This is a genomic window from Streptomyces sp. NPDC058470 (assembly GCF_042721055.1).
Taxonomy (GTDB): Bacteria; Actinomycetota; Actinomycetes; order Streptomycetales; family Streptomycetaceae; genus Streptomyces.
The window spans coordinates 142,854-161,587 of sequence record NZ_JBHXMF010000011.1 but is presented as its reverse complement, the minus strand read 5'-3'; the positions used below and the strand labels follow the sequence as shown (position 1 = coordinate 161,587).

The following is an 18,734-nucleotide window of genomic DNA, read 5'->3' as shown; positions in this document are numbered from 1 at the left end:
GCCACGGGATCACTGAGCCAGGTCGGTCGGGTCGGTCGCCCACCGGGTGTTGGTCTGGTCTGTTCGGCGAGCCGGAAGCTGAGGGTGCCGCCCGGCCGGTCCACGACCGCGCTTGGGGAAGCGCGGGGCGTCGAGCAACATCGAGGCGCTGCCCGGAGTTTGGAGATACCGGCCCAGGTCCGACAGGCCGTCGGGGCGGGGACGGTGACCTGCCGGACGAGTGAGTCGAAGGTCACTCCGTGGGTGGTCAATCACCGTCCAAGACGCGGGAGTTCGACGCCGAGTGGCTGTCGCCTTCGCCGGACAGCCCGGCAGCAGCGGCTACCAGCGCCCCTCCACCTGCTCCTTGATCCGCCGCTCGTAGAGGTCCTCGATCGCGTCGAGGGTCTTCTGCGGCAGCTCGGGCAGCTGCGCCGCCGCCGCGTTGGCGCGGGCCTGCCCGGGGTTGCGGGCACCCGGAATCACCGTGGTCACACCGGGCAGTTGGATGATCCAGCGCAGCGCCAGCTGGGCGGGGGTGGCGCCTTCCGGGGCGAGGGCGGAGAACTCGGTTGCCGCCTCCACGCCGGTCGCGAAGTCGACGCCGGCGAAGGTCTCCCCCTGGTCGAAGGCCTCTCCGTGGCGGTTGTACGTCCGGTGGTCGTTCGCCGCGAAGACCGTGTCCTTGGTGTACTTGCCGGAGAGCAGGCCGGAAGCGAGCGGAACACGGGCGATGACGGCGACACCGGCCTCCTGCGCCGCCGGGAGCACCTGCCGCAGAGGCTTCGTACGGAACGGGTTGAGGATGATCTGAACGCTCGCCACGTTCGGCCGGGCGATCGCCGTCAGAGCCTCCTCGCACGTCTCGACGCTCACGCCGTACGCGGCGATCCGCTCCTCCTCGACCAGGGTGTCGAGGGCGTCGAACACCTCGTCCGAGGAGTAGACCGGGGTCGGCGGGCAGTGCAGCTGCACCAGGTCGATGCGGTCGACCCCGAGGTTGCGCCGGGAACGGTCGTTCCAGGCGCGGAAGTTGTCGAGGACGTAGTTCTCCGGGATCTGCTCGACCCGGCGGCCCATCTTTGTCCCGACCAGCACATGCAGGTCCGGCCTGCCGCGCAGGAACGTCGCGATCGTCTGCTCGCTCCGCCCGTCGCCGTACACGTCGGCCGTGTCGAAGAAGGTCACCCCCGACTCGGCCGCCGCCTCCAGTACGGCCAGCGCGTCCTGGTCACTCACATCGCCCCAGTCCGCGCCCAACTGCCACGTGCCGAGACCGATGACCGAAGCCTGCTGACCTGACCTGCCGAATGCGCGCTCGTCCATGCCGTAAGTCTGACATCTCTCCGGCCGCGCGCAGGCCGCCGCCCGACCGGCCGCACCTGGTGCGGCCACAGGGAGTACGGATCAGATGACCGATCCATACAAGAGACGAAGAACCCTCGACCCCGGTCGCGTGCCGCAACCGGGGTCGAGGACATCACCGTCGTCGGGCTGTGAGCCTGCGCGTCCCACGCGGCGGACCAGCTCTTCGCGGCGCCGGGCCGCAGCCCTGACGGCCGTAGCCTCGCGAGTCTCGTTCACCGAGTTCCCGGCCGAGCCGCTGACCTCACGGCGCGTGGGGCCGGTCCGGCGTCTTCGTGCCCCGCAGCAGCCAGCGGGCGGGGACAGCCAGGAGCCACCAGTACTTGGCGGCCGTCGGGGAGGCGAAGGCCACCGGGATGGAGGTGGCGAAGACCCCCATCATCGACAGGCTCCGCCAGAGGGAGTCCCTGACGCGAGCGGGCTCCGTGTCCGTGGTGGCGAGGGACGGCTGCGCGAGCAGGCGGGCCGCCATCCCGCCGAGCAGCCCGACGGCCAGGGCGATCGTCGCGGCGTAGAACGCTGTGGCCGCGGTCGTCCCGCCGTACTCGCTGATGAGCCGGGTGGGGAACGGGAGCGCGGCGACCACGGCGAGCTGGGCGAGGTAGAGGTTGAGCAGGCAGCGGTCGAGCGTCCCGACCAGGCGGAACAACGCGTGCTGTACCTGCCAGAGGACGCCGATCACGGCGAAACTCAGCAGGTACGCGCCCATCTTGGGCACGGCGTCCCGCAACGCCGCACCGACCTCGGAGTCGGCCAGTCCCTCGGGCACGGTGATGTCAAGGGCCAACAGGGTGATGGCGATCGCGAAGACCGCGTCGCCGAAGAAGAGGAGTCGCTCCGGACTGATCACGGTTTCGCGGCGTGGGAGCTGGAACGTGCGGTTGTTCATGGGGCAGCACCACTGGCAGTCGTTGGTGGGTGGGTGAGCTGGCATCGTCGAGGCCGAGTCGCGCCCTGGCGCGAGCTGACATCCGTGAGGTCATGAGATACCACGGGCCACCGTGGATCGTTCAACTCCTCGCACCGGGACTCCGCTTCAAGGCCCCCTTATTTCACATCTTGATTTTACGTCTTGACGTGTCTGGACCAGACCAATAGGTTCACCGATCACCAGCGTCCCACGAATACGCCTGTCGTTCATGGACGTGAACCCCCCACTCATCAGCCACCTCTGAAGGGCTGTGATCGCCGTGATGCCCAGACGATCCCTCGTGCACTCCACCGCGCTACGCACCGCGCTCGCCACAGCAATGCTCGCTCTCTCAGCCAGTGCCCTCAGCGCCGCACCCGCCGCTGCCGCCACCGGAACCATCACCGGTCTCGGAGGCAAGTGCCTGGACGTCGCCGGGGCAAGTTCCACGAACGGCACAGCCGTACAGATCTACGACTGCAACGGCACCGCCGCCCAGCAGTGGACGCGCGGCTCCGACGGGACCATACGCGCCCTCGGCAAGTGTCTTGACGTCACCGGCAACTCGACCGCGGACGGCGCCAAGCTTCAGCTGTGGGACTGCGCAGGCAGCACCAATCAGAAGTGGACGGTCTCCACGGCCGGCGCCATCATCGGTACGCAGTCCAGCAAGTGCGCCGACGTTACGGGCAACACCTCGGCCAACGCCACCCCTGTCCAGATCTGGACGTGTGGCGGCTCCGCCAACCAGAAGTGGACCGCGCCCGCCGCCGACGGGGGCACGACCCCGCCTCCCACCACCTCCGCGCCGATGGCCGTCGCCCCGTACATCTACAACGGCTGGGGCAGCCCGCCCAGCCCCACCACGGTCATGAACGCCACCGGCGTCAAGTGGTTCACGCTGGCCTTCGTCCTCAGCAACGGCTACTGCAACCCGCAGTGGGACGGCGGCCGCGCACTGACCGGTGGCGTCGACCAGACGACCATCAACACCGTGCGCGCGGGCGGCGGCGACGTCATCCCGTCGTTCGGCGGCTACAGCGGCAACAAGCTGGAGAGTTCCTGCTCCACCGCCGGTGAACTGGCGACCGCGTACCAGAAGGTCATCAACGCCTACGGGCTCAAGGCCATCGACATCGACATCGAGGCCGACGCCTACAGCAACACGACGGTCCAGCAGCGCACCGTGGACGCGCTCAAGACCATCAAGGCCAACAACCCGGGCATCAAGGTGTACGTCACCATCGGCACCGGGCAGACCGGCCCCGACACTGGCCTCATCAACCGGGCCGCGGCGTCCGGTCTCACCGTGGACGGCTGGACGATCATGCCGTTCGACTTCGGCGGAGCCGGCCAGAACATGGGCACGCTCACCGTTCAGGCGGCCGAGGGCCTCAAGACGGCGCTCAAGAACGCCTACAAGTACACCGACGACCAGGCCTACCGGGACATGGGCATCTCGTCCATGAACGGGATCACCGACGTCAACGAGACGGTCACCCCCGCCAACTTCGAGACGATCCTCGCCTACGCGCAGCAGCACCACCTGGCGCGGCTGACGTTCTGGTCGGTCAACCGCGACCGTCCGTGCTCGGGCAGCTACCCGAACGACGACACGTGCTCGGGTGTGGCCCAGACCGCCTGGCAGTTCACCAGCATCTTCGCCAGGTACACCGGCTGACGGACCCAGTCCGCGCCACCCTGTTCCATCTCCCTTTCCACCCCCCACCCGCATCAGGAGAAGTCGTGCTCAGACGCAGCACAGAGTCCGGCCGCCGCCGGATACCGAAACTGGTGATCGCGGTCGCCCTCATGGCGAGCACGGTCACCGGAATCACGATCGCCTCGCAGGACAAGGCTGTCGCGGCGGCCGCCGCGCTGCCCACCGGGTTGGCCACCGTCGTGAACGGCGGCAGCGGCAAGTGTCTGGACGCCGCCTCCGCCGGAACCGCGAACGGCACCGTGGTGCAGCAGTACACCTGCAACAGCTCCACGGCCCAGCAGTGGAGCCTGACCGCCACCAGCGGCGGCTATGTGCAGATCGGCAACGCCAACAGCACCAGCCAGGTCGTGGACGTGAGCGACAACTCCACGGCCGACAACGCCCTCGTCCATCTCTGGGCGTACGGCGGCGGCAACAACCAGCAGTGGCTCCCCGTCGACGAGGGCGCGGGCAACTACCACTTCGTCAACCGCAACAGCGGCAAGTGCCTGGACGTGCCCAGCGCGTCGACCGCTGACAGCGTGCAGCTCGTGCAGTACACGTGCAACGGTTCGGCGGCCCAGCGCTTCCAGGTGGCAGCCGTGACCCCGCCGCCGTCCAACGGAGTCGACCTCGGTGCGAACGTGGTCGTGTTCGACCCGTCGATGTCGGCGTCGACCATCCAGTCCCGGCTGAACACCATCTTCACGCAGCAGCAGACGAACCAGTTCGGCTCCCAGCGCTACGCCGTGATGTTCAAGCCGGGCACCTACAGCGCCGACGTCAACGTCGGCTTCTACACGCAGGTCCTCGGCCTGGGCCTGTCCCCGGACTCGGTGACGATCAACGGCGCGGTGCACGCCGAGGCCGACTGGTTCCAGGGCAACGCCACCCAGAACTTCTGGCGCGGCGCCGAGAACCTCTCGGTCAATCCGACGAGCGGCACCGACCGCTGGGCCGTTTCCCAGGCCTCGTCCTACCGCCGGATGCACGTACGCGGCAACCTGGCCCTGGACGACGGCGGCTGGTCCAGCGGCGGTTACATGGCCGACACCAAGATCGACGGCCAGGTGAACTCCGGCAGCCAGCAGCAGTGGCTGACCCGCAACTCGCAGCTCGGTAGCTGGACCGGCTCCAACTGGAACATGGTCTTCGTCGGCAGCCAGGGTGTGCCGGCCAACAGCTTCCCCAGCCCGCCGTACACCACGGTGGCGCAGAGCCCGACCACGCGTGAGAAGCCGTTCCTGTACGTCGACAGCGCGGGCAACTACCAGGTGTTCGTGCCGAGTACGCGGACGAACTCCACGGGAACCAGCTGGGCGAGCGGCAGCACCGCCGGGAGTTCGCTCCCGATCGACCAGTTCTACATCGTCAAGGCCGGCTCGACCGCCTCGCAGATCAACGCCGCACTGGCCGCGGGCAAGAACCTCCTGGTCACTCCCGGCGTCTACCACCTGGACCAGACCCTGCAGGTGAACCGCGCGGACACGGTCATCCTCGGCCTGGGCCTCGCCACCTTCATTCCTGACAACGGCATCACCGCGATGAAGGTCGCCGACGTCGACGGAGTCAAGATCGCGGGCGTTCTCTTCGACGCCGGCACGACCAACTCCCCGACGCTGCTGGAGGTCGGCCCGACCGGCGCCACCGCCACGCACACCACCAACCCGACCTCCCTGCACGACGTGTACTTCCGCGTCGGCGGAGCGGCCGTGGGCAAGGCGACCACCAGCCTCGTCGTCAACAGCGACAACGTCATCGGTGACCACATGTGGATCTGGCGCGCCGACCACGGGACCGGAGTCGGCTGGACCACCAACACGGCGGATACCGGGCTCATCGTGAACGGCGACAACGTCACGATGTACGGCCTGTTCGTCGAGCATTACCAGAAGTACCAGACCATCTGGAACGGCAACGGCGGCAAAACGTACTTCTACCAGAACGAGATGCCGTACGACCCGCCCAACCAGGCCGCCTGGATGAACGGTTCCACGCAGGGCTACGCGGCCTACAAGGTCGGCGCCTCCGTCACCAGCCATCAGGCGTGGGGGCTCGGCAGCTACTGCTACTTCAACGTCAACTCGGCGGTCGCGGCCGAGAGAGCCTACGAGGTGCCGAGTAACGGCGGCACGCGCCTGACGAACATGGTGACCGTCTCCCTGGGCGGTGTGGGCACGATCCGGCATGTCGTCAACAGCAACGGCGGTCCGTCCAACTCCTCCACCAACGTGGCCAACCTCGTCAGTTACCCCTGACGCGTTCGGAAAGGATCGTCCATGCGTATCAGCAGTTCCGGTCCGGCACGTGCAGCCCTGAAGGTTCTCGTCCTGCTGGCGACGTTGCTCGGCCTGGCGGCACCACCCGCCGCTCAGGCGAGTACCGCCCCCGAGGCGGGCGTCGCCGCAGCCCCGTTCAAGGTGCTCGCCCTCTACACGGGCACCTGGGACGCCGCACACATCGACTTCGTCAAGGAGGCGAACGTCTGGTTCCCCCAGCAGGCGGCGGCGAACGGCTTCACCTACACCTCCAGCAACAACTGGGACCTGCTCGCCAATGGCGGGGTCAACGCATACCAGGTCGTGCTGTTCCTCGACGACCTGCCGCAGTCGGCCGCCCAGCGCACGGGGTTTGAGACGTACATGCGAAATGGCGGCGCCTGGCTGGGCTTCCATGTCGCGGCCTACACCTCCAACGCGGCGGGCTGGTCGTGGTACCACAACACGTTCCTCGGCTCCGGCAACTTCAAGTCGAACACCTGGGGCCCGACCTCCGAGGTCCTGAAGGTGGAGGACCGTACGCACGCGGCCACCAAGAACCTGCCGGCGACTTTCACCTCGTCGGTCAGTGAGTGGTACAGCTGGTCCAACAACCTGCGGTCAAACGCGAACATCAAGGTCCTGGCCTCGCTCGACGCCAGCACCTTCCCGGTGGGCACCGATCCCGCCCAGACCTGGTACAGCGGCGACTACCCGATCGTGTGGACCAACACGCAGTACAAGATGCTGTACGCGAACTTCGGGCACAACGCGATGAACTACGACACCAACACGCGGCTGTCCTCGACGTTCGGGAGTGCGACGCAGAACCAGCTCGTGCTTGACGGGCTGAAGTGGCTCGGCGGGGCCACCACCACGACCCCGCCGACGGACTCGGTCTCCGAGACCGCCTGGTACTCGCTGACCAACGCCGGCAACGGCACCTGTGTGGACGCCCGTTCGGCCGCCACGGCGAACGGAACCGCGATCCAGCAGTACGCCTGCAACGGCACGCAGGCACAGCAGTTCCAGTTCCGCTCGACCGACAGCGGCTACCGGCAGGCCGGGATCCGCACCAGTCCGCAGCAGGTCATCGACGTGACCGGCGTCTCGACAGCCGACAACGCGGGGCTACAACTGTGGACCTACTCGGGCGGCCAGAACCAGCAGTGGCTTCCGGTGAAGGAAAGCACCGGGCGCTACCACTTCACCGCCCGCCACAGCGGTAAGTGCCTGACGGCGGCAACCGCCGCGACAAACAGCGTGCAGCTCACCCAGCTCACCTGCAACGGCTCCACCGCGCAGAGCTTCACGCTCACCGCACAGCCCTGACCGATCAGCACACCGGTGCCCCCGTCGCTCACCAGCGGCGGGGGCACCGTCATGATCACGGCACTAGCTTGCGAGGAGGGCGACCTCGGTGCCGCCGAGCAGGAAGGCGCCGACACCGAAGTTCGCGGTGGAGTCGTAGGTAACGGGCTGGCTGGACTCCGGGCGGTCGCCGACGTTCTGGACGTAGCCCAGGAAACCGCCGGCGTGAACGGCAGTGGCGACCATGCCGTTCCAGGCCCGGGCGGCGACCGGGAGGTAGGTGGCACGGTCGACGAGGCCGGCGGCGACCGCGTAGGCCGTGCCGTAGAGGAAGAAGGACGTGCCGCTGGTCTCGGGGCCGGGCAGATGGGCGGCGTCGGCGAGGTTGACGTTCCAGAAGCCGTCGGTGCGCTGCACGCCGGACAGGGCGGTCACCAGCCGGATCAGGGTGTCGCGGTACTCGGCGGTGTGCCGCTCGGTGGACGGGAGGGCCTTGAGGGTCTTGACGTGTGCGCCCGTCACCCATCCGTTGCCGCGCGACCACACGACCGGCCTGCCCGTCGGGGACAGGATTCCGCCCGGCAGGAAGCGTTTGTCGCGATACCAAAGCCCCGTGCCGGCGGCGTACAGGCCGGGGCCGCCCTCGATGCGCTTGGTGTGGTTGTAGAGGGAGTACAGCTTCTCCCAGTACTGGGGGTCCTGGCGGAGGGCGCCCAGGCGGGCGAAGGGCGGCATCGCCATGTGGAGGGCGTCGTCCCACCACCAGTCGTCGTTCTTGGCGGGCTGGTCCGTGTAGACCATCCTGTGCAGGGACGTCTCGATGGCGGTGAGCTTCGCCGTGTCGGGCTCCAGCGCGTACAGGTCGAGGTAGGCCTGTCCGGCGTTGTGGTTGTCGGCGTGGCGGGTGGCCACACCGCCGATGAGGCCGTACGCATGCTTCTCCGCCCAGCTCCGGGCGTAGTTGAGGTAGCGGGCACTGCCGGTCAGGCGCTGCAGGGCGAGCAGGCCGCTGAAGAACGTGGCGTTGGCCCAACCGTTGTCGCCGGAGTTCGTGTGGGTGGCGATCCACTGGTCGGCCACGCGCCGCAGGATGGTGGTGATCTCGGCCTTCGACGGCAGCACGGGTGAGACGGCGTCCGGGGCTGCTTGTGCGGTGCCCGTCAGTGAGGGCACGAGAGCGGCGGAGGCGGTGAGGGCGGCCGCGCCGGAGAGCAGGCGTCGTCTATGCATATGAACAACTCCTACGGATGGGGCTTACATCCTCGGCTCCCGGGTCACGCGGTGTCCATGGCTCGTCATCAAGTAGCCGTGATACGAGGGGACTTCAACTCTCCGACTCCGTTCAGCGGGCAGAACGAGGTGACCCGGAGAGGCGTACGTCACGGCGCCATCTCGATGCTTGCGATGAACGGGAGCCGCCCATGTCACGCCCGGTGCCACCCACCCGGTCCAACACGGTCCGTGAGCTATGTTGAGTGCTCGTGGGACACGAAGGAGGCACATCCGTGCCATCGCCGCAGCAGGCACGCGCGCAGGCATCCGCCATCACCTCGGGGAATACGGCCCCGGAGACGGGCGCGGCTCCCACGTCCCAGCTCAGAGAGCTGTTCGACGGGCCCCGGCTCTCCCCCGGACAGCGGCGCATCGCGCAGTACCTGATCGAGCACATCACCGAGGCGGCGTTCCTGTCGATCACCGACCTCGCCGAGCGTGTGGGTGTGAGCCAGCCCTCGGTGACGCGCTTCGCCGCGACGGTCGGCTTCAGTGGTTACCCCGCGCTACGGGAGAAGCTCCAGTCGATCGCGCTCAGCACGCTCGGCAGCACCCCTGGCACGCCCACGGAAGCCACGAGCAACGAGTTGCAGGCGGCGGTGGACGCCGAGATCCAGAATCTGGAGAACCTGCGGCGGGACTTCGCCGATCCGGACCAGGTGATCAGCGTCGGCCGGGCGCTGTCGAAGTCGGCGCCGCTGACCGTGCTGGGGCTGCGCATCTCCGTCTCCCTGGCCGAGTACTTCGCGTACGCCGCGCGGCGTATCCACCCGGATGTGCGGCTGGTGACCCGGGGCGGCAGTGTCGCCTACGACGCGCTGCTCCAGTCCCGCGAGGCGGGCGGCACCTGGGTGCTCGCATTCGACATGCCCCGACATGCCCAGGAGACGCTCACCGCGGTACGGGTGGCACGCAGCGCGGGCCTGCGGGTGGCCCTGATCACCGACCTGGCGCTCGGCCCGGTGGCCGACGAGGCCGACGTCGCCTTCGCCACGGGCACCGGTTCGCGCCTCGTCTTCGACTCCTACGCGGCGCCCGTGGTGATGTCGGCGGCACTGCTCCAGGCCATGACCGACGACGATCCGGAGCGGACGCAGGCCCGCCTGGAGGAGTACGAGCAGGTCGCCGAGCAGCACCAGTTCTTCCTCAAGGACTGAGGTTCCCGGGTAGGGCTGAGGCCCATCCGCGCAGGGCTGAGGCTCAGCCGCGATCTCCGAGGCTCTTCCGCGAGTCCGTGGATCATTACACAACATCACATAACCGGACCATTCATACTAAATCCAGCATGAATTTTTTCATGTTCTTGCGTAACCGGCGGTATATATAAATACTGCTCGCGTCCACCCGGGGCTCTCCGCTCCTACCCGCCCTGGGTCCCGGGTGGCCATGGTGGCGGCCCCGGCCATCCCCTAGACCGGGGCCGCACCGCACTCCCCCGCCGACGTAACCCGGAAGCGATGAACATGGCCCTGACGACGTACTCACCGATCACCTCGGACTGGCCGTGCCAGGTCAAGACCCCAGGCAGCTTCGACTGGGAGCGCTCGGCGGTCAGATGGCTGCGCGAGCTGGTGCCGACCCGATACGCGAGTTATCCCGCGCTGATCAAGCACCCCGTGCTGCTGGCCCGCCACGCGCAGATCCAGGTGCAGCACGAGATACGGGTCGCCCGCACCGCCCTGCAGACCGCCCGCGCCGAACTGCCCGCCCTCGGCCTGCACGAGGGCGTCATCGAGCACACCATCAAGCTGTACGCGGCGGAGGTCCTGCAGCTTCAGCACATCGCCCGCAGCATCCGTGCCGTCAGCCAGGCGCTCGTGGACGGCAACACCGCGCGGACCTGAGTTCGGCCCGGCCCGGCGCGATAGGAAGGGCCCGAGCGGGAAGACGTGAAGGAGCAACGGCCCGCCGAGCGCTCTGGACGGACACATGGACTCCACGACCTGGACGGTCATCGTCATCGTCGCGATCCTGGGCGCCGCTGCGCTCGGGGTCGCGATCGCGCTGCTGGTCCGGCTCGTCCGTGCCCGCCGCGAGCTGCGCCGGGCCGGGCTTCCGGCCGGGTCCCGCTGGGTCTTCTGGGGCGCCGTCGTCTATCTCGTGCTTCCGGCCGATCTGCTGCCCGACCCCGTCTACCTGGACGACATCGGCGCCCTCCTGTTGGCCCTGCGGTCGATGCGCCCGGCAACAGGTGACCGTCCGAGCGTCGAGGGGAACCCCGGCACGCCGTCGGACCGTTGACCATCCGACGGCCCCTGGCGTGAATGCCCTCGTCGAAGGCCGTTCCGGATCTCTACGTCGACGGGGCGGCACCATGACCGAGCTGGTTCCCGGGGCCAACGTGGCCCTTCCGGGCGGCATCCTGACCCTTCGGGTGCCGGGCCCTTTCGACGTCAGTGCGCTGATCACCGATGACGGCGGAAAGGTGCGCGGCGACAGCGACTTCGTGTTCTACAACCAGCCGACCGCGTCCGGCGCGCGGCTCCAGGGCGAGCAGCTCACCATCGATCCCCTCGGGCTGCGGGCCGGGGCCGGCCGCGTCACCGTGGTGATCAGCTCCGCCGACCCCGCGATTCCACTGGCCCGGCTGCCGGCGCCCACCCTGTATGTCACCGGACCGGGCTCGCACGTCCTCGCCCGCTTCACCCCGCCGCGTCCGCAGCGGGAGACCGTCCTGCTGCTCGCCGAGATCTACCGGCGCGGCGGCGCGTGGAAACTGCGCGCGCTGGGCCAGGGATACGCGGACGGGCTGGCGGGCATAGCGCGGGACTTCGGGGTCGATGTCGCCGAGGACACCTCGGCGCCGGTGGGAACAGCCGGGCGGGGGAACACCGCGCCCTACTCCAACGGGCAGGCCCGGCAGGTGAACTCCGTGCCCGACACGGACGGTTTTCTCGGCCTGGTGAACTCCGCACGCGCCAGGGCCGATTCCCCGCCGGTGTCCCTCGACGCACGGCTGGCGGCCGCGGCCCGCGTCCACGCCTCCGACATGGCAGCGCGCGGGGTCCTCAGCTCCGAGAGCCCGGACGGCACCTCCGTGTACCAGCGCGTCACCTCCACCGGATACGCGTATCTCACCGTCGGCGAGCACCTGGTCTCCGGCCCGCGCACGCCGGACGAGTTCGTGGAGTACTGCCTGTCGACCGAGCAGTCCCGGCGCACACTGTGCGAGCCCGCGTTCAGCCAGGCCGGCCTTGCCTACGTCGCCGACCGCTCCGGCGATCTGTACTGGACGGCTCTGTGGGCACGGCCGTTCAGCCCCGGTGAGCTGGCACGAACAGCGAGTGAGGTCGTCGCGCTCACCAACGCCGAACGGACCGCGACAGGTCTGCGGCCCCTGGCGGTCGACCTGCTGCTGACCAACGCGGCGCAGGCGCACAGCGACGACATGGTGGCCCGCGCCTTCTACTCTCACACCTCCCCCGACGGCACCCAGCCCTGGGACCGGGCCGCCGCCGCGGGCAGCACCCGCCGCAGCATCGGGGAGAACATCGCCTGCGGCCAGCGCTCCCCCGCCGAGGTGGTCCTCGGCTGGATGAACAGCCCCGGCCACCGCGCCAACATCCTCAAGCCCGCCTTCACCCACCTGGGGATAGGCCTGGCAGGCGGCGGCAGGATGGGCACCTACTGGACGCAGCTCTTCGGCGCCTGACACTCCCGCCTGCTCCAACTCACTTCTTTCGGTTCACTGTTTCTGATTCCCTCATGGGCAATGCAACCCGCGTGCCCTCCGATGCGTAGAAATGATGCCGACGCCCGCTCCGCGGCGCGGTGCCGGGCCGGGAATCCGCACCGGCAGTGACAGATCGGGAGAAGAATTCAGATGGTCTCAGGAACAGTGGGCATGAGTACGGCGCTGGGCGCGGTTCTGGTGTCCCTCCTGGCAGTGCCCGCGCAGGCGGCGGCCCCCACCGGCACCGGGCGTGAAGCGAGCGTCGCGACAGAGGAGTTGGCAGCGCCGGACGACGCGGGGCTGCGCGAGGTGCTGCTTACGGCACTGGCTCAGGGAGCACCCGGGGCGATGGTGCGGGTCGACGACAACGGCACGGTCCACCGACTGTCCGAGGGAGACGCCGACCGGGTCACCGGACGGGCCCTCACCACGAGCGACCGGTTCCGCGTCGGAAGCGTCAGCAAGACCTTCACCGCCGTGGTGCTGCTGCAACTGGTCGACGAGGGCAAGCTCGCCCTGGACGCCTCGGTGAACAGCTATCTTCCGGGGCTGCTGCCCGACGACCGGATCACCGTGCGCCATCTGCTGAGCCACCGCAGCGGTCTGTACGACTACACCAACGACATGTTCGCGCAGACGGTCCCGGGCTTCGAGGCCGTACGCAACAAGGTGTTCAGCTACCAGGACCTGGTGGACCTCTCCCTGGAGAAGCCGCCCACCAACGCGCCGGGCGCGGCCTATTCGTACTCCAACACCAATTTCGTCGTCGGGGGCATGCTCATCGAGAAGCTCACCGGGCAGTCCGTCAGCACGCAGTACCAGCAGCGCATCATCACGCCGCTGAACCTGACCAGCACGTCGTACGTCCACCCCGACACCGCGATCCAGGGCCGCCACGCCAACGGCTACCTCCCGCCCGATGAAGGCGGTTCCCTGGTCGACTCCACCGAGCAGACGGTGTCCTGGGCGCAGAGCGCGGGCGCGATCATCTCCAGCACCCGCGACCTGAACACCTTCTTCTCCGCGCTGCTCGGCGGCAGGCTCATGTCCGCCGCCCAGCTCGCGCAGATGCAGCAGTGGACGCCGGTGAACAGCACCCAGGGCTACGGCCTTGGCCTGCGCCGCCGCGACCTGTCGTGCGGTGTCTCCGTGTACGGGCACACGGGCACCGTCCAGGGCTACTACACGTACGCGTTCACCTCGAAGGACGGCAAGCGCAGCGTCACCGCGCTCGCCAACACCTCGAACAACTCCACGGTGCTCACCACCCTGAGCCGCACGCTGGAATCCGCCTTCTGCGGCAAACCGCAGACCACGGCCGCCGCGCGCGGCACGGCGAACGTGGACCAGGTGGAGCGGTACGAGGACATCGCTCCGGACATCGCCCGCGACTGACGTCCTTGGCTGCGCCTCACCCGTGACTGTTCGGCCGCCGGTGCGGTGGCTGGTCGGGGGCGGGGCGCAGCCTGGGGGCCGGGATGCGGAGGCTGTGCGGTTTGTCGGGGTCGAGGGTGACGGGTTCGCGGTAGTGGTGGATCTCCAGGGGCTCGCCGCTCAGGAGCAAGTACGTGGCGGTGGCCGGCCCGATCTCCACACGCAGGCGGCGGCCGAGGAGTTCCAGGTTGAAGGCGAGCCGGTGGAACCGCTCCGGCAGCCGCGGCTTGAACGCCAGCGTCTCGCCGTGGTGCCGCAGTCCGCCGAAACCGGCGACCAGGGCCATCCAGGTGCCGGCGAGCGAGGCGATGTGCAGGCCGTCCCGGGTGTTGTTCTCCAGGTCCCGCAGATCCATCAGCGCGGCCTCGACCAAGTAGTCGTAGGCGAGCCCGGGGTGCCCGGCCTCGGCCGCGATCACGGCCTGGCAGCAGGCCGACAGGGAGGAGTCGCGGACGGTGAGCGGCTCGTAGTAGGCGAAGTTGCGGGCCTTGTGCTCGTCGTCGAAGTAGGGGCTGCACTTGTACATGGCGAGCACCAGGTCGGCCTGTTTGACGACCTGCTTGCGGTAGATGTCGAAGTAGGGGAAGTGCAGCATCAGCGGGTACTGGTCGGGGCGGGTGGCGGCGAAGTCCCAGCGCTGATAGCCGGTGAACCCGGCATGCTGTTCGTGGACGCCGAGTTCGTCGTTGTAGGGGATGTGCATGGCGCCCGCGGCGTCGCGCCAGGCGGCGCTCTCCTCGTCGTCGACCCCGAGGGACTCCGCCTTGCGCGGGTGGCGCTCGGAGACGTCCGCGGCCGCCAGGAGGTTCGCACGGGCCATCAGGTTGGTGTACGTGTTGTCGTCCGCGACGGCGCTGTACTCGTCGGGGCCCGTCACCCCGTCGATGTGGAAACCGCCCTGGTGGTCGTGGTGGCCCAGCGAGCGCCACAGGCGTGCCGTCTCCACCAGCAGCTCGACCCCGGTGTCGCGTTCGAACCGCTTGTCGCCGGTGACGGTCGTGTAGTGCACGACGGCGTCGGCGATGTCGGCGTTGACATGGAAGGCGGCGGTTCCGGCCGGCCAGTACGCCGAGCCCTCCGAGCCCTCGATGGTCCGCCAGGGGAACGCCGCGCCGCGCAGGCCGAGTTGGACCGCCCTCGCGCGGGCGGCGGGCAGGGTGCTCTGACGCCAGCGCAGTGCCTCGGCGACCGCGCCGGGCGCGGTGTAGGTGAGCAGCGGCAGCACGAAGGTCTCGGTGTCCCAGAAGGCGTGGCCGTCGTATCCGGATCCGGTGAGCCCCTTCGCCGGTATCGCACGCTGTTCGGCGCGGGCCCCGGCCTGCAGGACGTGGAACAGCGCGAACCGGACGGCCTGCTGGATCTCCTCGTCGCCGTCCACCTCGACGTCCGCGCGGGCCCAGAAGTCGTCGAGGTAGGACCGCTGTTCGTCGACCAGGCCCTGCCAGCCGCCGTGCCGGGCCGACGCGAGCGCCGCGTCGGCCTGCGCCCGCAGAGCGGGCAGGGACCGGGTGCTCGACCAGCCGTACGAGACGAGTTTCTCCACGTGCAGCTTCTGTCCGGGTTCAAGGACGGAGGTGACGGTGAGACGGGCGATGTCGGCGCTGCTCTCACTGCTCGTGGTGGTCGGCTCGGGTCCCGTGACGGTGTGGTCGGCGGCGGTGGCGACCCGCAGTCCGCTGCGCCGGGTGCGGTGCACGAGTTTCAGCCGCCCGTTCTCCGCGAAGTGCTCCTCCCCTTTCAGCGGAGCCTCCAGGACGATCGCTGCCCGCGGGTCGCCGTTGCGGCCCGGCAGTTGTTCGTTGGCGACCAGTTCCGACTGGACGACGACACGGACCCGGGAGTCGACGGCCTCCACCTCGTAGGAGATGGCGGCGATCGCGCGCTGCGTGAAGGAGACGAGCCGGGTGGAGCGCACGCGGACCGTGTCGCCCGCCGGGGAGGTCCATTCGCAGCTCCGGGTGAGCAGCCCGGTGCGCAGGTCGAGGACGCGCTCGTGGGAGTGGAGCCGTCCGTAGCGCAGGTCGAACGGCTCGTCGTCGACGAGCAGTCGCATGATCTTGCCGTTGGTGACGTTGATGACCGTCTGGCCGGATTCCGGGTAGCCGTATCCGGCTTCGGCGTACGGCAGCGGGTGGACTTCGTGGACACCGTTCAGGTAGGAGCCGGGAAGGCCGTGCGGTTCGCCCTCGTCGAGGTTTCCGCGCCAGCCGACATGGCCGTTGGAGAGCGCGAACACCGACTCGCTCTGCGGCAGCACGTCCAGGTTGAGGACGTGCTCGCGCAGCGCCCACGGTTCGACGGCGTAGGCCGTGTGAGTGATCACGCGTTCTCCCCCAGCTCCGCGAGATCCCGTACGACGATGTCCGCGCCGTGTGCGCGAAGTGCGGCTCCCTGGCCGACTCGGTCGACACCGACGACGTAGCCGAAGTGGCCCGAGCGGCCCGCGTCCATGCCGGCCAGCGCGTCCTCGAAGACGGCGGCCTGCGACGCATCGGCTCCGAGGTCCCGCGCCGCGGCCAGGAAGGTGTCCGGTTTCGGCTTGCCCGGCAGCTTGCGTTCGGCGGCGACGGCGCCGTCGATCCTGACCTCGAAGAGGGACTCGGCGCCCACCGCGCGCAGGATGTCCTGGCAGTTGGTGCTGGAGGAGACGACCGCGGTCCGCAGTCCGCTCGCGCGGACCGCCTCGACATAGCGCAGCGTGCCGTCGTACGCCTCGACGCCGCCGCTGCGGATCAGTTCCAGGAGCAGGTTGTTCTTGCGGTTGCCCAGGCCCTGGACGGTCGCCCTGTCCGGCGGGTCGTCGGCTGCGCCCTCGGGCAGTTCTATGCCGCGCGAGGCGAGGAAGGCGCGAACGCCGTCGGCCCGCGGGCGTCCGTCCACATGGTCGTTGTAGTCGGCGTCGTCGAAGGGACGGAATCCGTCGCCGTCGCGGTGCTGCAGGAACTCGTCGAACGTCCGCTTCCAGGCAGCCGCGTGGACGACGGCGGTCTTGGTGATGACCCCGTCGAGATCGAAGAGGCAGGCCAGGATTTCTTTCGGAAGACCAAGCTGCTCTGTCATACGGGCAGTGTGCCCCGAAGTGCGAAGACCACGGGGTGGCGCACGCCACACGGCCGCGGGGCGGCCGGGTCCCTCTAGGACTTCTTCAGGTCCGCCCGGTAGGTCCGGTACAGCGCGGTTCCGTCCTCGCAGCGCCGCGGTGGGGTGCTGCACTTCTGACAGCCGAGCAGATGGTCGAAGTACGCCCGGTAGCTGTCGGGGGCGAACGTGGGGCTCTGCTGCGACATAGTGTTCTCCCCGTACGTGGCCGCTGCGGTGCCGAATGTTGACCAGAATTCAACAGTCGCGTCAGCATAAGCCGAATCCGCCGGGAAGAGGCGCTGGGCGCCGCCGGACTGGCCGGAATCGACCTGTCGGCCCCGATACTGGAGCCATGGGATTCGTCGTCTTCATGACCCTTCCGGGATTGGTCATCCTGCTCACACTGCTGGCCTTCCTCGACCAGCTGTTCCTACGGCTCGGCCGGGCGGGAATGCTGCCCTGGCGGAACGGCGCGCGGCAGGGGCAGATATCCGCAACAGGGTTCGAGCAGCTCCACGCGAGTTTTTCGCCGGGCAAGCAGAACGAGCTCAAGGAGCGTCAGTCGGCGCTGGTGATGCGGGACGACGAGGAGGACGGGGCGCCGCCGAACCGGACGACGGTCGATCTGGACGGCAGGACGGCGGTCGTCCGAATGCCGCGGGCCGCCCGGCAGGAGCGCCCGTGACCCTCGACGAGCCGCTGGCCTTCGCCGGCCTGCTCGAGCGTGCCGCTTCCCTCGTACGTCCCAGGCACCGCGCCCTCCTCGGCATCACCGGCAGCCCCGGAGCGGGCAAGACCACGCTTGCCGAGCGTCTGGTCTCGGAGCTGAACGGCGACGGGCCCGCCTGGGTCGCCCACGTGCCGATGGACGGGTTCCATCTGGCGGACGCCGAGTTGGACCGCCTGGGCCGCCGCGACCGCAAGGGTGCCCCCGACACGTTCGACGCCGCGGGGTACACGGCGTTGCTCCGTCGGCTGCGCGAGGACGAGGACGACCTGATCTACGCGCCCGGTTTCGAGCGCACTCTTGAACAGCCCATCGCCGGTGCCGTCCCGGTCCCCCGCACCGCCCGCCTGGTCATCACCGAGGGCAACTACCTCCTGCTCGGGGACGACGCCTGGACCCGGGTGCGGGCGCAGCTGGACGAGGTCTGGTTCTGCGAGCTCGACGAGGCTGAGCGCGTACGCCGTCTCGTGGCCCGGCACGAGGAGTTCGGCAAGGACCACGACACGGCGGTGGCCTGGGTCCTCGGCACGGACCAGCGCAACGCCGAACTGATCGACGCGACACGGCACCGCGCCGACCTGGTGGTGGGCTCGGCGGTCAGCGGAGGTGGACTTCCAGCTCGGGTTCCCCACGCGCATCGCCCGCAGGATCGCCGATCAGCGCGGTGAACGCCTCGGTGCGGACCGTGAGTCCGGCCGGGGTTTGCTCGAAAGCTTGGGTGAAGGGGGCCGCCGGTCCATAGCGGACGGCGAAGATGTGCAGGTCGGGCGGTACGCCAGAAGCGCCGGGGTCGCTTCGGGGGCCGTGGAGGTGACGAGGCGGCGCCGGCCGTCATCCGGGTTGCCGTAGCCACGTGGGTCGGCCGCCGGGGCGGAGGCCACCTGTTCCTGGGTGCGCTCCGCGCGCGCGGCGAAGTGGTCCACGCTCTCCGTGGGCGGGTGCGTGAGGCGCAGGTCGCCCGCCGAGGTCACGTCGGCCTTCGCGGTCCTGCGCACACGGTCGCCGTCGTCGGTATCTGGACA

General features: G+C 69.1%; 16 protein-coding genes and 1 pseudogene. 10 read left to right on the top strand and 7 right to left on the bottom strand.

The features are described from left to right. Positions 1 to 321 precede the first annotated feature (321 nt). Positions 322 to 1,305, bottom strand: coding sequence for an aldo/keto reductase (locus ACFWP7_RS11085; RefSeq protein WP_384379445.1), 984 nt, complete (start codon positions 1,303 to 1,305; stop codon positions 322 to 324). Positions 1,306 to 1,588: 283 nt separating this feature from the next. After that, positions 1,589 to 2,233 (bottom strand): TMEM175 family protein, encoded by a 645-nt coding sequence (locus tag ACFWP7_RS11080; protein WP_384379442.1) that lies wholly within the window; start codon positions 2,231 to 2,233, stop codon positions 1,589 to 1,591. A 304-nt stretch (positions 2,234 to 2,537) separates the two neighbouring features. Here ACFWP7_RS11080 and ACFWP7_RS11075 point away from each other — a divergent pair, with 304 nt between their 5' ends. The 3 genes from ACFWP7_RS11075 to ACFWP7_RS11065 all read left to right on the top strand — a co-directional run bounded on the left by ACFWP7_RS11075 (position 2,538) and on the right by ACFWP7_RS11065 (position 7,546). Next, positions 2,538 to 3,935, top strand: a complete 1,398-nt coding sequence (locus tag ACFWP7_RS11075) for a ricin-type beta-trefoil lectin domain protein (RefSeq protein WP_384379439.1) — start codon at positions 2,538 to 2,540, stop codon at positions 3,933 to 3,935. Positions 3,936 to 4,066: 131 nt separating this feature from the next. Continuing rightward, the gene (locus ACFWP7_RS11070) at positions 4,067 to 6,214 is read left to right on the top strand and encodes an RICIN domain-containing protein (protein WP_384379470.1); all 2,148 of its coding nucleotides are present in this window, start codon (positions 4,067 to 4,069) and stop codon (positions 6,212 to 6,214) included. Between the two features lie 21 nt (positions 6,215 to 6,235). Continuing rightward, positions 6,236 to 7,546, top strand: coding sequence for an RICIN domain-containing protein (locus ACFWP7_RS11065; protein WP_384379436.1), 1,311 nt, complete (start codon positions 6,236 to 6,238; stop codon positions 7,544 to 7,546). Between the two features lie 63 nt (positions 7,547 to 7,609). On the opposite strand, the gene ACFWP7_RS11060 is transcribed toward ACFWP7_RS11065, so the two are convergent. After that, complete coding sequence (locus ACFWP7_RS11060) at positions 7,610 to 8,755, bottom strand: glycoside hydrolase family 88 protein (protein WP_384379433.1); 1,146 nt, start codon at positions 8,753 to 8,755, stop codon at positions 7,610 to 7,612. 275 nt (positions 8,756 to 9,030) lie between these two features. Here ACFWP7_RS11060 and ACFWP7_RS11055 point away from each other — a divergent pair, with 275 nt between their 5' ends. The 5 genes from ACFWP7_RS11055 to ACFWP7_RS11035 all read left to right on the top strand — a co-directional run bounded on the left by ACFWP7_RS11055 (position 9,031) and on the right by ACFWP7_RS11035 (position 13,865). After that, entirely contained in the window at positions 9,031 to 9,954 is a 924-nt protein-coding gene (locus ACFWP7_RS11055) for a MurR/RpiR family transcriptional regulator (protein WP_384379430.1), read from the top strand. A 306-nt stretch (positions 9,955 to 10,260) separates the two neighbouring features. Next, positions 10,261 to 10,641 (top strand): hypothetical protein, encoded by a 381-nt coding sequence (locus ACFWP7_RS11050; protein WP_384379467.1) that lies wholly within the window; start codon positions 10,261 to 10,263, stop codon positions 10,639 to 10,641. 85 nt (positions 10,642 to 10,726) lie between these two features. Beyond that, on the top strand, positions 10,727 to 11,038 hold the full coding sequence (locus ACFWP7_RS11045; protein WP_384379427.1) for a YkvA family protein: 312 nt from the start codon (positions 10,727 to 10,729) through the stop codon (positions 11,036 to 11,038). Positions 11,039 to 11,111: 73 nt separating this feature from the next. After that, positions 11,112 to 12,449, top strand: a complete 1,338-nt coding sequence (locus ACFWP7_RS11040; RefSeq protein WP_384379424.1) for a CAP domain-containing protein — start codon at positions 11,112 to 11,114, stop codon at positions 12,447 to 12,449. A gap of 171 nt (positions 12,450 to 12,620) precedes the next feature. Further along, a complete protein-coding gene (locus ACFWP7_RS11035; protein WP_384379421.1) occupies positions 12,621 to 13,865 on the top strand; it encodes a serine hydrolase domain-containing protein in 1,245 nt (414 codons plus the stop codon). 16 nt (positions 13,866 to 13,881) lie between these two features. Here the strand turns inward: ACFWP7_RS11035 and ACFWP7_RS11030 are convergent, their stop codons facing one another. The 3 genes from ACFWP7_RS11030 to ACFWP7_RS11020 all read right to left on the bottom strand — a co-directional run bounded on the left by ACFWP7_RS11030 (position 13,882) and on the right by ACFWP7_RS11020 (position 17,191). Further along, positions 13,882 to 16,227 carry a glycoside hydrolase family 65 protein gene (locus ACFWP7_RS11030; RefSeq protein WP_384379419.1) on the bottom strand — a complete coding sequence of 782 codons (2,346 nt, stop codon included), beginning with the start codon at positions 16,225 to 16,227 and terminating at the stop codon, positions 13,882 to 13,884. Next, positions 16,224 to 16,964, bottom strand: coding sequence for an HAD family hydrolase (locus ACFWP7_RS11025; protein ID WP_384379416.1), 741 nt, complete (start codon positions 16,962 to 16,964; stop codon positions 16,224 to 16,226). Before ACFWP7_RS11025 ends, ACFWP7_RS11030 begins: the two co-directional genes overlap by 4 nt. Before the next feature lie 74 nt (positions 16,965 to 17,038). Continuing rightward, positions 17,039 to 17,191: a hypothetical protein gene (locus tag ACFWP7_RS11020; RefSeq protein ID WP_384379413.1), complete on the bottom strand. Its 153-nt coding sequence runs from the start codon at positions 17,189 to 17,191 to the stop codon at positions 17,039 to 17,041. 146 nt (positions 17,192 to 17,337) lie between these two features. Here ACFWP7_RS11020 and ACFWP7_RS11015 point away from each other — a divergent pair, with 146 nt between their 5' ends. Further along, positions 17,338 to 17,670 (top strand): DUF6191 domain-containing protein, encoded by a 333-nt coding sequence (locus tag ACFWP7_RS11015; protein WP_384379410.1) that lies wholly within the window; start codon positions 17,338 to 17,340, stop codon positions 17,668 to 17,670. Beyond that, positions 17,667 to 18,380 (top strand): nucleoside/nucleotide kinase family protein, encoded by a 714-nt coding sequence (locus ACFWP7_RS11010; protein WP_384379407.1) that lies wholly within the window; start codon positions 17,667 to 17,669, stop codon positions 18,378 to 18,380. Before ACFWP7_RS11015 ends, ACFWP7_RS11010 begins: the two co-directional genes overlap by 4 nt. Here ACFWP7_RS11010 and ACFWP7_RS11005 read toward each other — a convergent pair. Then, a pseudogene (locus tag ACFWP7_RS11005) lies at positions 18,310 to 18,722 on the bottom strand (hypothetical protein); the annotation flags it as partial. The gene ACFWP7_RS11010 and the pseudogene ACFWP7_RS11005 overlap by 71 nt on opposite strands. Between the last annotated feature and the right edge of the window lie 12 nt (positions 18,723 to 18,734).

Excerpts from the sequence above, each read along its gene's own strand:
- ACFWP7_RS11085 (WP_384379445.1), bottom strand. The coding sequence starts at position 1,305 with ATGGACGAGCGCGCATTCGGCAGGTCAGGTCAGCAGGCTTCGGTCATC.
- ACFWP7_RS11080 (WP_384379442.1), bottom strand. The coding sequence starts at position 2,233 with ATGAACAACCGCACGTTCCAGCTCCCACGCCGCGAAACCGTGATCAGT.
- ACFWP7_RS11075 (WP_384379439.1), top strand. The coding sequence starts at position 2,538 with ATGCCCAGACGATCCCTCGTGCACTCCACCGCGCTACGCACCGCGCTC.
- ACFWP7_RS11070 (WP_384379470.1), top strand. The coding sequence starts at position 4,067 with ATGGCGAGCACGGTCACCGGAATCACGATCGCCTCGCAGGACAAGGCT.
- ACFWP7_RS11065 (WP_384379436.1), top strand. The coding sequence starts at position 6,236 with ATGCGTATCAGCAGTTCCGGTCCGGCACGTGCAGCCCTGAAGGTTCTC.
- ACFWP7_RS11060 (WP_384379433.1), bottom strand. The coding sequence starts at position 8,755 with ATGCATAGACGACGCCTGCTCTCCGGCGCGGCCGCCCTCACCGCCTCC.
- ACFWP7_RS11050 (WP_384379467.1), top strand. The coding sequence starts at position 10,261 with ATGGCCCTGACGACGTACTCACCGATCACCTCGGACTGGCCGTGCCAG.
- ACFWP7_RS11045 (WP_384379427.1), top strand. The coding sequence starts at position 10,727 with ATGGACTCCACGACCTGGACGGTCATCGTCATCGTCGCGATCCTGGGC.
- ACFWP7_RS11040 (WP_384379424.1), top strand. The coding sequence starts at position 11,112 with ATGACCGAGCTGGTTCCCGGGGCCAACGTGGCCCTTCCGGGCGGCATC.
- ACFWP7_RS11035 (WP_384379421.1), top strand. The coding sequence starts at position 12,621 with ATGGTCTCAGGAACAGTGGGCATGAGTACGGCGCTGGGCGCGGTTCTG.
- ACFWP7_RS11025 (WP_384379416.1), bottom strand. The coding sequence starts at position 16,964 with ATGACAGAGCAGCTTGGTCTTCCGAAAGAAATCCTGGCCTGCCTCTTC.
- ACFWP7_RS11020 (WP_384379413.1), bottom strand. The coding sequence starts at position 17,191 with ATGTCGCAGCAGAGCCCCACGTTCGCCCCCGACAGCTACCGGGCGTAC.
- ACFWP7_RS11015 (WP_384379410.1), top strand. The coding sequence starts at position 17,338 with ATGGGATTCGTCGTCTTCATGACCCTTCCGGGATTGGTCATCCTGCTC.